Source organism: Rhodoferax sp. LS1P39, assembly GCF_056521425.1.
In genome coordinates, this window is sequence record NZ_JBWMAV010000009.1 from 89,845 (window position 1) to 103,712 (window position 13,868).

At 61.9% G+C, this 13,868-nt stretch carries 9 protein-coding genes; 3 read left to right on the top strand and 6 right to left on the bottom strand.

The annotated features are described in order from the left end of the window. The first annotated feature begins 66 nt into the window (after positions 1–66). Both AC097O_RS15355 and AC097O_RS15360 read left to right on the top strand, forming a co-directional pair. Positions 67–1,125 carry a helix-turn-helix domain-containing protein gene (locus tag AC097O_RS15355; RefSeq protein WP_479593708.1) on the top strand — a complete coding sequence of 353 codons (1,059 nt, stop codon included), beginning with the start codon at positions 67–69 and terminating at the stop codon, positions 1,123–1,125. Next, the gene (locus AC097O_RS15360; protein WP_479593710.1) at positions 1,122–1,613 is read left to right on the top strand and encodes a PIN domain-containing protein; all 492 of its coding nucleotides are present in this window, start codon (positions 1,122–1,124) and stop codon (positions 1,611–1,613) included. The genes AC097O_RS15355 and AC097O_RS15360 overlap by 4 nt, the downstream gene beginning before the upstream one ends. On the opposite strand, the gene AC097O_RS15365 is transcribed toward AC097O_RS15360, so the two are convergent. The 5 genes from AC097O_RS15365 to AC097O_RS15385 form a co-directional block, all read right to left on the bottom strand. Further along, the gene (locus AC097O_RS15365; RefSeq protein ID WP_479593712.1) at positions 1,593–3,311 is read right to left on the bottom strand and encodes a restriction endonuclease subunit S; all 1,719 of its coding nucleotides are present in this window, start codon (positions 3,309–3,311) and stop codon (positions 1,593–1,595) included. The two genes, AC097O_RS15360 and AC097O_RS15365, sit on opposite strands and share 21 nt — an antisense overlap. Before the next feature lie 8 nt (positions 3,312–3,319). After that, complete coding sequence (locus tag AC097O_RS15370; RefSeq protein WP_479593714.1) at positions 3,320–4,789, bottom strand: type I restriction-modification system subunit M; 1,470 nt, start codon at positions 4,787–4,789, stop codon at positions 3,320–3,322. A 67-nt stretch (positions 4,790–4,856) separates the two neighbouring features. Beyond that, entirely contained in the window at positions 4,857–7,316 is a 2,460-nt protein-coding gene (hsdR, locus tag AC097O_RS15375) for an EcoAI/FtnUII family type I restriction enzme subunit R (protein WP_479593716.1), read from the bottom strand. Positions 7,317–7,415: 99 nt separating this feature from the next. Beyond that, on the bottom strand, positions 7,416–8,645 hold the full coding sequence (locus AC097O_RS15380; RefSeq protein WP_479593718.1) for a lytic murein transglycosylase: 1,230 nt from the start codon (positions 8,643–8,645) through the stop codon (positions 7,416–7,418). A gap of 14 nt (positions 8,646–8,659) precedes the next feature. Next, positions 8,660–9,955, bottom strand: a complete 1,296-nt coding sequence (locus AC097O_RS15385) for an MFS transporter (protein ID WP_479593869.1) — start codon at positions 9,953–9,955, stop codon at positions 8,660–8,662. A gap of 574 nt (positions 9,956–10,529) precedes the next feature. On the opposite strand from AC097O_RS15385, the gene AC097O_RS15390 reads away from it, so the two are divergent. Further along, the gene (locus tag AC097O_RS15390; RefSeq protein WP_479593720.1) at positions 10,530–12,791 is read left to right on the top strand and encodes a PKD domain-containing protein; all 2,262 of its coding nucleotides are present in this window, start codon (positions 10,530–10,532) and stop codon (positions 12,789–12,791) included. Positions 12,792–12,906: 115 nt separating this feature from the next. On the opposite strand, the gene AC097O_RS15395 is transcribed toward AC097O_RS15390, so the two are convergent. Next, complete coding sequence (locus AC097O_RS15395) at positions 12,907–13,830, bottom strand: glutaminase (RefSeq protein WP_479593721.1); 924 nt, start codon at positions 13,828–13,830, stop codon at positions 12,907–12,909. Positions 13,831–13,868: the final 38 nt, after the last annotated feature.

The following is a 13,868-nucleotide window of genomic DNA, read 5'->3' on the forward strand; positions in this document are numbered from 1 at the left end:
AAAACCAGGTGATGCTTGGTTGACGAATTTTGATATTATCGAAGTCTTGTCAACTAGGAGGCCACGATGATCCACGATCGTATCCGCCGAGCACGCCTGCTGCGGGGCCTTAGTCTTGACGGGCTCGCACAGCGCCTCGGCGACATCACCAAGCAGGGTTTGAACAAATTCGAGAAGGGCGAAAGCCTGCCCAACTCGACCCGCATACTGCAACTATCCAAGGCACTCGACGTTAAACCCGAGTACTTCTTCCGGGCCGATGCCATTCAACTTGCGCCGCTGGAGTTCCGCAAACTGGCCAAGATGCCCAAGTTCCGCCAGCAACAGGTTGCCGAGCAAATGCGCGAACACCTAGAGCGGTATGTTGCCTTAGAGCGCTGTTTCGACGCGGTGGACGGCAAAGTACAACAGCTTCCCCCGCGATCTTTGCCCATCCACAGCATTGACGAGGCCGAATTGGCTGCCCAACGCTTGCGCGACCGCCTGCAAATCGGTAGCGATGCGGTGGCGCACCTCACCGAACTGCTGGAGGAACAAGGCATCAAGGTGGCTTTGCTCGACGGCGTGGACGACTTTGATGGCGCATGTGCCGCAACGGATGACGAACAGCACGTACTCATCGCGCTCAACCGCAACCGCCCAGGCGAACGCATGCGCTTTACTGCCGCGCACGAGCTCGGCCACTGGGTGATGGCGTTTCCTGACGCAATGTCCGAGGCCGACAGAGAAAGCGCTTGCCATCGGTTTGCCGGTGCTTTTCTGTACCCATCGGACAGGGTTTTGGTGGACTTTGGCGCACACAAGCGTTGGCGGGTGTATGCCGCAGAGCTGCTCAACGCCAAGCGCCGATACGGGGTGTCTATGCAGGTTGCCTTGCGACGGCTGAAAGACCTGCACCTGTTGACCGATGCAGGATACCGCCATGCATTTATTGAGTTCAGCAGCAACGGCTGGCGCAGTGCAGAGCCAGAACCACTGCGCCCAGAGCAACCACGGCGCTTCGAATCCCTGGTGTTTCGCGGTTTGGCTTCTGACCTGTTCAGCCCCTCGCGTGCAGCAGAATTCATGCAGTGCCGGGTGGATGAACTGGACCCCACCCTCAGCCGCCTACCGGAACCTGCATGACCCAGCCGGTCTATATCAGCGACACCAATATCTGGATCGACTTCCGCAATGCGGGCTTGCTCGATGCGCTGTTTGACCTGCCTTTTCAGTTGTGCAGCACCGACTTTGTACTCGCTGAACTGCAAGACTTTGATCCCCACAGCTTGCTCCAGCGCGGCCTGGTGGTGCACGGCCTGAACGAGGCTGCCACCGCCCGCCTGTTTGCCTTGATGGGCGCGCACAACAACAGCTCGCTGGCCGATGTGTCGTGCTACCTGCTTGCGCAGGACACGGGCCGCCCCTTGCTCACAGGGGATGGCCGCCTGCGCAAACAGGCTCTACAAGACGGCTTGCAAGTCTTTGGTGCCCTATGGCTGCTAGACCAGCTGGTAAGCCACCAAGTGACCACACCCCAAGCAGCCGCCGTAGGGCTCAAGAGCATGCTGGAATGTGGCGCACGGCTGCCCAGCACAGAGTGCCAAGCCCGGCTAAGAGACTGGCAGACCTGAACTTACGTTGCTGACCAGCGCCTCGGCCAGATGGGCTTGGGTGGACTGGCTGGCGGACAGGCGCTGGCGCAGGTCGGTGCACAGGCGGCGCAGGGACGCTACGCGGGTGACGATGCGGGATTGTTCGGCGAGGGGTGGGAGGGGAAGCAACATACCAAATATCTTTGGCGATTCCAGCTTGCACGTTCCGTGTGTAGACCTATCAATTAACCCGAGAATCTCTGGTTTTAAGCCACGGCAAAGCAATGATAAGAAGGACAACAAAGATGGCACATACGGTGTTATGGCCTTCATATCCTGATTGATCGTAACTGGGACCAATGTCTCTGCGACTGGAAAGGAGTGCGCGAGGATCATCCCCCTCACGACCATCAGCAAACTACCTGCAGGAAGCAGAGAAAGGCTTCCGCGAACCGCTTCATCAGACACATGGTCTTGCGCATCGCCGAGATATGGCACTTTCATATCTTTAGGGCTAACCCACGGAATGGAGCCCTCCCAGTTCTGCGGATCTGCCTTGCTGGGAGTGGCCCCACCTGCGATCGCGCACAAATCAGGAAATCGTGCCCATTCCCACCCCCGAGGCAACGCAAACGGCTGTTCCTCCTCCGCAATCGACGGCATTGGCTTATCCCGTTTGATCTTTCCCTCGGCGATCAGGCGGTCTTTCTCCTGGCGGATTTTTTGCAACAGGACACTGGCGGGTTCGTCGGTAGGGTCTTGGGGGACCAGCAGGCCGCGCACTGCGAGTTGCAGGATGGTTTGCTCCAGGCCATCCACGGCTTGGGGGCGGTCTAGCAGGAGGTCGAAGTGGGTGGCGATGCGTTGCCAGTTCTCGGCCAGGATGGTGGGCGTGGGGCTGTCCAGCAACCTGCCCAGCAGGGTCCTAACGAGTTGGGCGTGCTGCGCGGCTTCGAGGCGGCCCTTGGCTTCGAGGGCATCACACAGGCGCATAAGTTCTTCGACGCGGGTGACGATGCGGGATTGTTCGACCAGTGGAGGTACAGGAACCAGATGATTGATTACGGTTGATGTGTTCAACTCGATTTGATTAGTTGTCCCCGATGCAGAACCTTCGATTTCGTTTTGAACATAAGGGCTTTGAATCCAACGCCACAGGAACCAGCCATTGAGTTGCACTGGACGCACCACTGTCACATGCGAATCTGCGACCAATCCAGCTTTGTCCTGCGCAGTCGGCACAAGACAAGCACGACCAATGGTGCCGGTGCCAGTGGAATTCCAGAGCAAGTCCCCAGCTTGGAGAAAGCGGATTGCCTCGTACTTGGTCAATGACTCTGCATTGACAAATCTCGCTGGCTCTAAATTAAGGCCGTACCAACGCACGCACTTTTGTGAAATTACCCGATGCGCTGACTGGTCGGCATAGACAGGTCCTTTGCCTCGCTGAATATACGAACACAAATCACCGAGCCGTACCCACTCCCAGCCGACCGGCAGTACATACGGCTTTTCATCGTCGCCAATCCCCGCCAACGCCTTATCCCGCTTGATCTTCCCCTCCGCAATCAGCTGATCCTTCTCCACCCGAATCTTCTTCAGCAGCACACTCGCGGGCTCGTCCTTGGGGTCCTGCGGCACCAGCTTGCCCTGCACTGCCAGCGTCAAGATCAACCCACGCAGCCGCGCCACACCGCCAGGCGCAGTAGCTAATAAATCCAAATTTGATAGCAACATACGCTTATTCAACCAGCGCTAGCCAGTGATTTGGCCAATATTTCCTTCAGCGCATCGCGCAAAGCCTGCGCCTCGCTCTGTAGCCGCGCGTAATCGGCCAGCAGTTGCGCGGGGTCGTGGCTTACTGCATCCACGGCGTGGGGGTTCTTTTGGTCGAGGTTGTAGCCTGCGGCTTTGATCTGGTCGATGCCGACCTTCCAGGCGCGCTCGTTTTCCACGCGGCTGGCAAAACCGTCGGCCTCGGTGCCCCACCAGGCTTTCTCTAACTCGAACTCTTCGATACGGATGGGCTTGGTCTTGTTGTAGTTCTTCACGCCCGGTGGGTAGGGGTGCTCGTAGTACCAGACGTGCTGGGTGGGCGTGCCTTTGGTGAAGAACAGCAGGTTGGTCTTGATGCCGGTATAGGGCGCAAACACGCCGTTGGGCAGGCGCACGATGGTGTGCAGGTTGCACTCGGCCAGCAGTTGCTCTTTGATGCGGGTCTTCACGCCTTCGCCGAACAGGGTGCCGTCGGGCAGCACCAGGGCGGCACGGCCATGCGCTTTGAGGATGTGCTTGATGAGGACGAGGAACAGGTCGGCGGTTTCCTTGGTGCGCACGTCGGCGGGGTAGCCGTGCTCGATGCCGGGCTCTTCCACACCGCCAAAGGGCGGGTTGGTAAGCACTACGTCCACCCGGTCTGCCCCTGTGTAGTCGCGCAGCGGGCGGGCCAGGGTGTTGCCGTGGGTGATGAGGCTGGGCACTTCCACGCCGTGCAGCATGAGGTTGGTGACGCACAGCATGTGGGGGAGCTGCTTTTTCTCGACCCCGGTGATGCTGTTTTGCAGCATGTTTTCTTGCGCGGTGTTGTGCACCTGTTTGCGCAGGTGCTCGATGGCGCAGACGAGGAAGCCGCCGGTGCCGGTGGCGGGGTCGAGGATTTTTTCGCCGAGCTGGGGGTTGACCATGTCCACCATGAACTGGGTGACGGCGCGGGGGGTGTAGAACTCGCCCGCGTTGCCCGCGCTTTGCAGGTCTTTGAGGATTTTTTCGTACAGGTCGTTGAACTGGTGGCGTTCGCTTTGGCGGTTGAAGTGGATGGCGTTGAGCTTGTTGATGACCTGGCGCAGCAGTTGGCCGCTTTTCATGTAGTTGTAGGCATCTTCAAACACGCCGCGCACCACAAAGCCGCGCGGGTTGCGCTGGGCATCGCCGCTGAGGGTTTTGAGTGCGCCAAACAGCTCGTTGTTTACAAAGGCCAGCAGCGTGTCGCCGGTGATGCCTTCCGCGTCTGCGGCCCAGTTGCGCCAGCGCAGGGGCTCGGGGATGGGGCTGGTGTAGTGGTCGCGGGTGAGCTCCAGCTCTTCTTCCAGCGCGTCGAATACTTTGAGGAACAGCAGCCAGGTGAGTTGGGAGATGCGCTGGGCATCGCCATCGACACCGCTGTCTTGGCGCATCACGTCCTGGATGGACTTGATGACGCTGGATAAATTGGACATGGAAACTCTGTTTTTATGGATGAAATCGGGTGCCTGTGCTTATGGCACTAGCGTGAGCAGCTATATTTTAAATAGCGTACAGCTCGCGCTCCAGGGTGAGCAGGGCACCCAGGTACTGGGGGCGGCCCCCAAAACTTTTGACCAGTTCGCTGGCGCTACCCATCTGGGTGAAGGGCTGCACGTTAAAAACCGTGTCGGCTTCGATGGTGGCAATGCCTTCGTCGGCATATTTGTCGAGCAGCGCGTCGATGACTTTGCGGGCCACCGGGCCGTACTGGGTAAACACGTTGCGCTTTTTTACCCGGCTGGCGCGCTCACGGCGGGTCAGCGTGGGCTGGTTGTAGGCCACGTGCAGCAGCAGGTCGAACGGGTCCAGGTCTTTGCCGACCTCCTCGGCCAGCGCCTCGATCAGCACGCCCTGGCCTTCCAGCGCTTGCAACAGGGCGGCTTTGCGGTCGGCGCTGTTCCAGGCTTGCAAGAACTTGTCGAGCGAGTCGTACTGCCTGGTGAGGTGGATGCGGGTGTAGTCACGCAGGCTCTCGGTGATGAGCTGGCCCTGGGCGTTGAGGTACTGCACGCGTTCGCGGGCCACAGCGACCGTGACGGTGCCGACGACGTATTTTTTGGGCTCGCCGGGCGGGGGCGGGGGTGGCGGGGGGCCTACGGGCGGCGAGGTAGTGTCGTCGGGTGGCATATCCGGTGGTATGCCGGTGGGCTCTTCAGGCTCGGGAGGATCGATGGGGTCTTCTGGCCGGGGCTCGTAAATCTGCACCGGGTCGCCGTCAAAAGTGGCATCCGCAAAGAGCTCGGTGGCGCGCTTGAAGTCGAGGATGGTGAACCAGGTTTTGCCCAGGTCTTCGCGCAGGCGGGTGCCCCGGCCAATGATTTGCTTAAACAGCGTCATGGACTGGATGTTTTGGTCCAGCACGATGAGCTTGCAGGTTTGCGCATCGACCCCGGTGCTCATGAGCTTGGAGGTGGTGGCGATCACCGGGTAGGTCTTTTCGGGGTCGATGAAGTTGTCGAGCTCGCGCTTGCCATCCACGTTGTCGCCGGTGATCTGCACCACGTATTTGGGCTGGGTGGCGCAAATATCGGCGTTGGCGTTGCTCAGGGCCTGGCGCATGCGGGCGGCGTGGTCGATGTCGTCGCAAAACACGATGGTTTTGGCGTAGCGGTCGGTGGCCTTGAGGTATTCGGTGATGCGGACGGCCACGGCAACGTCGCGGCGCTCTAGCACCAGCTTGCGGTTCATGTCGGTGCCGGTGTAGATGCGGTCCGGGATCACATGGCCGTGTTTGTCCGCCATGCCTGCGGTGGGCCGCCAGCCAAAGGCATCGCGGTCCAGATCGACCCGGATGACCTTGTAGGGGGCAAGGTAGCCGTCTTCAATGCCTTGGCGCAGGCTGTAGGTGTACAGCGGCGCGCCAAAGTAGTCGCTGTTGGAGATGTCTCTGGTTTCCTTGGGCGTGGCGGTCAGGCCCACCTGGGTGGCGCTGGCGAAGTAGGTGAGGATTTCACGCCAGGCGGAGTCTTCGTCCGCACTGCCCCGGTGGCATTCGTCCACCACGATCAGGTCGAAGAAGTCGGGGCTGAACTGCTTGTAGATGTTTTGTTCTTCCTCGGTGCCACTGACAGCCTGGTAGAGCGAGAGATATATCTCGTAGCTTTTGTCCACCCGCTTGGTGGTCTTATTGACAGCCAGCTCCACCTGTTCCACCGTCACCTGGCCTTGTGCGTCCACCCGCTCCACGCCTTTGGCATTGGGGCTGAGTTTGGCCATCGCGCCCTTGAAGGGGCGGAAGTCGTTGACCATGGTCTGGTCGATGAGGATGTTGCGATCGGCCAAGAACAGGATGCGCTTTTGGCCGCCGGGCTTGTGGGCACGCCAGGGCGACTTCCATAGGCGGTGGATGATCTGGAACGCGGTGTAGGTCTTGCCCGTGCCGGTGGCCATAACGAGCAGCACACGGTTTTGGCCATTGGCAATGGCCTCTACAGTGCGGTTGATGGCGTTGAGCTGGTAGTAGCGGGGGACTTTGCTGGGGGCGTAGTCGCATTCGGCCACGCGGCGAACGTCGTCGCTCCAGCCTTTCCAGGCGCAGTAGCGACTCCACAGCGCTTGTGGCGAGGGGAATTCGTCCAAGGTCAAAGTTTGTTCCAGTACACCGGTGGCAAGGGTGGCATCGCGGAACACAAAGCCATCGCCGTTGCTGGTGAAGCTGAAGGGCACGTCGAGCAGCGTGGCGTAGTTGATGGCCTGGGCCATGCCCGCGCCCATGGCGTGGTGGTTGTCTTTGGCTTCCACCACGGCCAGGGGGATATTGGCCTTGTAAAACAGGGCGTAGTCGGCGCGCAGCACCGTGCTTTTGTCGCGCTGGGCGGTTTTGCCGCGCACCACCACACGGCCAGCGCGCAGGGGAAATTCGCGGTAAATCTGGTCTATGGGGTGCCAGCCTGCGTGCTCCATGGCGGGGCGGATGCACTTGTCGCAGAGGTCGCTTTCGGAAAGTGCTTTTTTATCCATGCCGGTGGGTGTTTCCTGGGTGCGTTGCCGTCACCCTGTTGAACACACCTTGGATGAATGAGCCATGATTTTGCCATTGGGCAGCCGGTGGTTTTATGGCTACTGCAAACGCCCCAACAACCCTCCATCCGGATACCCATCCGCAGGCAAGCCCACACTGCGCTGAAAGCGCCGAATCCCTTCCCGCGTCGCGGGCCCCATCATCCCGTCCGGCGTACCACTCGCAAAACCGCGCGTGTTCAAAGCAGTCTGCAACGCCTGCAACTGGCTGCGGGTCAAGGCCTGCAGGTCGCGAGGCCAGGGGGCTTGTACGGCGGGGCCGTTGCCGATGCGCTGCGAGAGCAGGCTGACGGCGAGGGCATAGCTGGTGGAGTTGTTGTAGCGCAGGATGGCGCGGAAGTTGGGGCCTACCAGGAAGGCGGGGCCACGGGCTCCGGCGGGGAGCAGCAGCTCGGCATCGGGCAGCAGGGGCAGCGGAGTGCCGTCCATGGTCTGAACGCCTTCGGCCGCCCATTGCTGCGACGGCTGGCGCGCCGTGGTGTCAGCGCGGGCCACGTCGAAGCCGGATGGGAGCTGCACCTCGGTGCCCCAGGGCTGGTCGGCCTGCCAGCCCGAGCGGGCCAGGAAGTGGGCGGTGGAGGCCATCACGTCGGCCATGCTGCCCCAGATGTCGCGTTTGCCGTCGCCGTCGGCATCTACCGCGTAGGCCAGAAAGTTGGACGGCAAGAACTGCGTCTGGCCCATGGCACCGGCCCAGGAGCCGACCATGTGGGTGCGGTCGATGTCGCCGTTTTGCACAATCTTTAACGCCGCCAGCAGTTGGCCGCGTGCCCAGTCGGCGCGCCGTCCTTCGAAGCCCAGCGTGGCCAGTGCGTCGATGGTGGGGGTGTTGCCGTAGTTGCTGCCGTAGTTGCTCTCCATGCCCCAGATGGCGGCCAGGATGGTGGCGGGCACGCCATAGCGGGCGGCGGCATCGGCTTCTGCGCGGACCTGCAGCAGCTTGTCTTGGCCGCGTGCGATGCGCTGGGGCGACACGGCGGTGTCCAGGTAGTCCCACACGGTGCGGGTGAACTCGGGCTGGGCGCGGTCGAGTTGCACCACCTGGGGCAGCTCTTGCGCCGGGTCCAGGGCGGCTTGCAAGGTGGCCTCGGTGATGCCTGCGGCCCGCGCCGTGGCCCGGAAGTCGGCCACCCAGCGGGCAAAGCTGGGGGCGGCCACGGGTGGGGTGCTTGCGGTGGGCGCAGTCACAGGGACGGCGGTGGGTGCGGTGGCGCACCCCGCCAGGGTGGCCAGCGCGATTGCCAGGGGGAGTAAGCGGATGGAATGCATAAGGCGTATTGTCATCACCGCGCCCACAGCCGTGCAAAGCTGGCCATGGAGGCCAGGCCTGCGAACATGGCCCCCAGCCCCAGCGCCCAGGTGGGGCCTTGCAGGCTGCCCGCCAGGCCAAAACACAGGGCGACCAGGGCCGCACCGGTGGTCTGGCCGATCAGGCGGGCCATGCCGATCACGCCACTGGCACCGCCGCTGCGCTCGGGCGGGGCGCTGGACATCAGGGCCTTCAAATTCGGCGACTGGAAAAAGCCGAAGCCCGCGCCGCACAGGGCCATGCGCAGCACGATGTCCAGCGTGTGCGGCTCGGCGGGCAGCAGGGCCAGCGACACCATGCCCAGGCACAGCAAGGCCAGCCCCACACCGCCCAACAGGCCGGGCGGATGGTGGTCGGACATGCGCCCGGCGATGGGGGCGGCCAGGGCCACCACGATGGCCCAGGCCATCATCAAAAAGCCGGTGCGGATGGGATCCAGGTGCAGCACCTGCTCGAAGTAAAACGGCAGCGACACAAAGGCCAGGCCCTGCGCCGCAAAGGCGGCCATGGCGGTGACGGTAGACAACGCAAACATCGGGCGGCCCAGCAGGTCCAGCGGCAGCATGGGTGCCGGGTGACCGGCCTGGCGGCGCAACAGCAGCACGCCCGCCACCCCGGTCACGGCCAACGGGGCGGCAATCCAGGGCCAGGGCTCGCGTTGCGCGGCGTTGCCCAGGGCCAGAATCAACGCAGCAAAGGTGGTGGCCGTGAGCACGGCGGCCACCCGGTCAAAGCCGTGGCCGCGCCGGGCACTGTGGGGCAGCGTGGGCACGGCAAAGGCCAGCGCCACCAGGCCCAGCGGCACGTTGATGGCAAACAGCCAGGGCCAGGTGGCCACCGACAGCACCAGCGAGGCCACCGCCGGGCCCAGCGTAAAACCCAGGCCCACCACCAACGCGTTCAGCCCCACACCCCGGCCCAGGCGCTCGGCCGGGTAGAGCTGGCGGATCAGCGCGATGTTGACGCTCATCAGCGCGCCCGCACCGATGCCTTGCAGCGCCCGGGCCGCCGCCAGCTCGGGCAGGGTGGTGGCAAAGCTGCACAGCAGCGATGCCAGCGTAAAGCCCGCCAGCCCCCAGATGTAGATGCGTCGCGCGCCCAGTGCATCGCCCAGCGCCGCAAACGGCAGCATGCTGGCCACCACGGCGAGCTGGTAGGCGTTGATGATCCAGATCGATGCCGCCGCCGGGGCCTGCAGATCGGCGGCAATGGCGGGCAGTGCGGTGTTGGCAATAGCCGTGTCCAGCGCGCCCAGCGACACGCCCAGCATGATGGCCGCCAGGGCCAGCCATTCGCGGGTGTGGAAGCGGGTGTCGGTGGGGGTAGTGTGCGGTAGTGCAGAGGTCGTATCGGGCATGCAAAAAATGTAGCCGCTCTGGAGGGCGGGCGCTGCGGCGGGGTTAAGGCAGCGCACATATCCATATGCAATATCGATCGCTGGCGCCACTGGAATAAGCACGAAGTGCTCTTAAAAATAGAGCGTTCGATAGAACCTGGCCGGCGTGGCTTGGGCCGCACTCCCCTCGCAAATCAAACCCGGCAGATGGGGTTTTCCAGGCCATTGTCTTTGTGCTGTGGTGCGCGGCCCACTGGTTCCGACACTACTCAACCCAACCCGGTCCCGTTTGGCGCAGCAGGCCTGCAGGCCAAGGCCGCCATAACGCGATGTGCAAGACATGTTTTACCGCCACATCGACGGTGTGGACTCAACCACTGCCCTGTTTGGATCGCTCTCAAGGCTTAAGGAATTTTGGCGGGTGATGTCGTGCTGGATGCATTGAGTACAAACGCTATGCGTGCAATAGATAAAATATTAATTTTTGCATACATAAATATACTTAATTATGAAGAACATACTCAATTGCAACAGAAAAAGATTCCTTGTTCTGCTGTCAGCCGCTGCAGTGCTTGCTGGATGCGGCGGCGGTGGAGGCGGATCAAGCAGTGCAGGTCAAAGCAGTGGCGAAACGGGCAGCGGCGGTAGCGCCAACCCGGTTACCCCGTTACCAGGCCCAAGCGCTGCGCCCCTGGGTGTGGTCATCAGAGATTTCGGCACCGCCGTCCCACAAAGTCAGGTTGCCAATGCTTTGGTGACATTCGACGGAGCCATCGCAGACACTACCAAGACTCCCCAGAGCTACCGCTGGGACTTTGGCGACGGCAGCACGGCACCCGACAGCGGTGCGGAGCACCAATTTCCACAGGGCGGCACTTACCAGGTCAGCTTGACTGCTACCGACACGGGCGGTGCCACAGGTTCCCAAGCCGTTTCCTGGAAAGTGGCTAACGCCAGCATCCGCTATCTGGCAGGAGCCATTAGCGGGCCAAGCTACGCCAACGGCAGCACGACCGAAGCGAGGTTTGCCAATCCCAGAAGTGTGGCAGTAGCCAGCGATGGGAGCATCTACCTCATTGAAGGTAATAGTTACGCGGTTCGCAAAGTCGCGCCAGACGGCACAACCTCCACTTTGGCTGGCTCCAACACCCTTAGCGGACGGGTGGATGGCATGGGAGCCAATGCACGCTTTGCCCGTTTGACCAGCGTTGCAGTAGATGCCAGCGGCAATGTTTTCGTGTTGGACAACAATCTGATCCGGAAGATCACACCAGCAGGGCAAGTCACCACCGTTGTCGATACGAGCGCTAACGGAGGGCCCGGAAGCGTTGCCATCGCCATTGACGGCAACGGCACTATTTTTGCTAACAGCGCTACCTCGATTCTGAAAATTGCCAACGGAGAGGTCTCTACCTTGGTGGGCCGGGCAGGTGATATCCAGTCGATAGATGGCAACGCAACCGTGGCCAGATTCAAATACCTCAACGGCATCGCCGTGGACCGCGACAACAACATCTATGTGGCCGAGGGCTGCAGTGGTGTGCGCAAAGTCACCCCCGATGGCACGGCCACTACCCTGCGTGCCGATGCTCCCTACTCCGTCAGTGAGCCTTGCACCACGGGCGGTGTAGCAGTGGATGCCAACCGCAATCTATTTTTCACACGCGACTATGACATCTTGACCCTGGATCGTTTTGGCAACCCTGGCCAGATCGCGCCCACATTGAACGGCACCTCCGTCTTTGTGTACTTGCGTGGCATTGCCGCCACCCCCACCGGTGACGTAGTGGTCACAGACCAGACCAACACAATTCGCAAGATCACGCCCAACAGAGGTGTCTCCACGGTCACTGGCACCCCGGACGATGGGGATACTTCAAGTCTTGGAAATATCGGTTCGGGACGCCTGGCCAAACTCTCTGACGGCACCATCCTGATGGCCAGCCATTCCTGCGTCCAGGCACTGCGATTGGGGAGTGCACCGTCTACGTTTGCCGGGGACTGCATCAACGGCGGCTCCACCAATGGCAGCGCCAGCAGCGCCCGCTTTTTCGGGTTGAATGGCATCGCGGTGGACGGTCAAGGCAATGTCTTCGTCGCAGACGGGGGGACGAAAACGATTCGCCAGATAGCACCCAACGGCACGGTCAGCACCTATGCAGGTGTCGCGGGGACATACGGTACCAGCGACGGCCCACGCACCAGCGCCCTGTTCCGCAACCCTGGGAGTTTGGCGTTCGACAGCGCTAACAACCTCTGGGTAACCGATGAAGAAGCCATCCGCCAGATCACCCCAGCAGGCGAGGTCAGAACGATTCCTGTCACCTTGGCGTGCACCGGCCTTAGTGGCCCTACCGCTTGCACGATCAGCGACATCGTGGCCGACCGTGCTGGCAACGTGTATGTCGTTGCAACGACCAACGCCGCCGCCCCCAAGGTTTACAAAATCACCGCAGCCGGGCAGGCCAGCCTGTTCTTCGCGGCCAGTGGCACATTTCCGCTCGCATCTTCAGGCAGTCTTGCCGTAGACCCCCAAGGTGATGTCTGGGTCATGTACTCCACGGGCCAATCGGTAGTGCTTCAACACTTGGACACAGCAGGAGAACCCACCAGCACCACCGCGTTTAAACGCTTCAAGACCAAGGTAGATGCCAATGGCCCTGGTATCACGTTCGACCGTACCACCATAGGCGCTGCAGTGTTCAGCGCGGACGGTAATTTGACGATACTCAGCCGTGGCACGGCGTTTCAAATGACCGGCTTGCAGTAATTACCGTAACCCTCAGAAAAAAACGCCGCGTGAAATCACGCGGCGTTTTTTTGTATAGCTATTTCTGTGCCCACGGCGATGCTCTATGCGGCGGGCAATCTCGTGCGTTGCACCCCTAAAAAATCGACAACCCCGTCCGCCCCGCAAACAGCTCCAGCGCATGCATCCCCAGCAACGAATTGCCGCTGGCGTCCAGCGCGGGGGACCAGACGCACAGGGTGAGCTGGTCGGGGACCACGGCGACGATGCCGCCGCCTACGCCGCTTTTGCAGGGTAGGCCGATGCGGTAGGCGAATTCGCCTGCGGCGTCGTAGGTGCCGCAGGTCAGCATCAGGGCGTTGAGGCGGCGTGCCTGGCTTTCGGTGACGACGGGCGCGCCGTCGTGGTGGGGGCGGTAGGGGTGGTGGCCGTCGCGGCACAGGTAACCGGCGGCGCGGGCCACTTGCTGGCAGCTCATGCGGATGGCGCACTGGTGGAAGTACAGGTCCAGCACGGCGGCCACGGGGTTGTCGAGCTTGCCGAAGCTTTTCATGAAGTTGGCCAGCGCGTGGTTACGAAAGCCGGTGTCGGCTTCGGAGCGGGCCACTTCGGGGTCGAGGTGCACGGGTTCATTGCACAGGTCTGACAGCATGGCCAGCAGCGAGCCCACGGCGTTGCCGTGCGACAGCAGGCGGTCGGCCACGGCGATGGCACCGGCATTGATGAAGGGGTTGCGCGGCTTGCCCTGTTCGTTTTCCAGCTGCACCAGCGAGTTGAACGGGTTGCCCGAGGGCTCGCGGCCAATGCGCTGCCACAGCGCGTCGCCCAGGTGCTGCATGGCCATGGTCAGCGAAAACAGCTTGGACATGCTCTGGATGGAAAACGGCGTGGCAAAGTCGCCACTGGCCGCCTCCAGCCCGTCGCGGGTGCGCAGGGCGATGCCGAACTGCAGCGGCGACACCCGGGCCAGCGCCGGGATGTAGCTGGCCACCTGGCCCTGCGCGCCCAGCAGGGGCCGCACGGTGGCATGGATGTCGTCGAGGATGGCTTGGAAGTTCACACGCAGCTCCGCACAGAAAGGAGCCCGGATTGTCCGGT

Coding starts and splice junctions, on each gene's coding strand:
- AC097O_RS15365 (WP_479593712.1), bottom strand. CDS start 3,311: ATGTTGCTATCAAATTTGGATTTATTAGCTACTGCGCCTGGCGGTGTG.
- hsdR (WP_479593716.1), bottom strand. CDS start 7,316: ATGGATAAAAAAGCACTTTCCGAAAGCGACCTCTGCGACAAGTGCATC.
- AC097O_RS15385 (WP_479593869.1), bottom strand. CDS start 9,955: ATGCTGGGCGTGTCGCTGGGCGCGCTGGACACGGCTATTGCCAACACC.
- AC097O_RS15360 (WP_479593710.1), top strand. CDS start 1,122: ATGACCCAGCCGGTCTATATCAGCGACACCAATATCTGGATCGACTTC.
- AC097O_RS15355 (WP_479593708.1), top strand. CDS start 67: ATGATCCACGATCGTATCCGCCGAGCACGCCTGCTGCGGGGCCTTAGT.
- AC097O_RS15370 (WP_479593714.1), bottom strand. CDS start 4,789: ATGTCCAATTTATCCAGCGTCATCAAGTCCATCCAGGACGTGATGCGC.
- AC097O_RS15390 (WP_479593720.1), top strand. CDS start 10,530: ATGAAGAACATACTCAATTGCAACAGAAAAAGATTCCTTGTTCTGCTG.
- AC097O_RS15380 (WP_479593718.1), bottom strand. CDS start 8,645: ATGCATTCCATCCGCTTACTCCCCCTGGCAATCGCGCTGGCCACCCTG.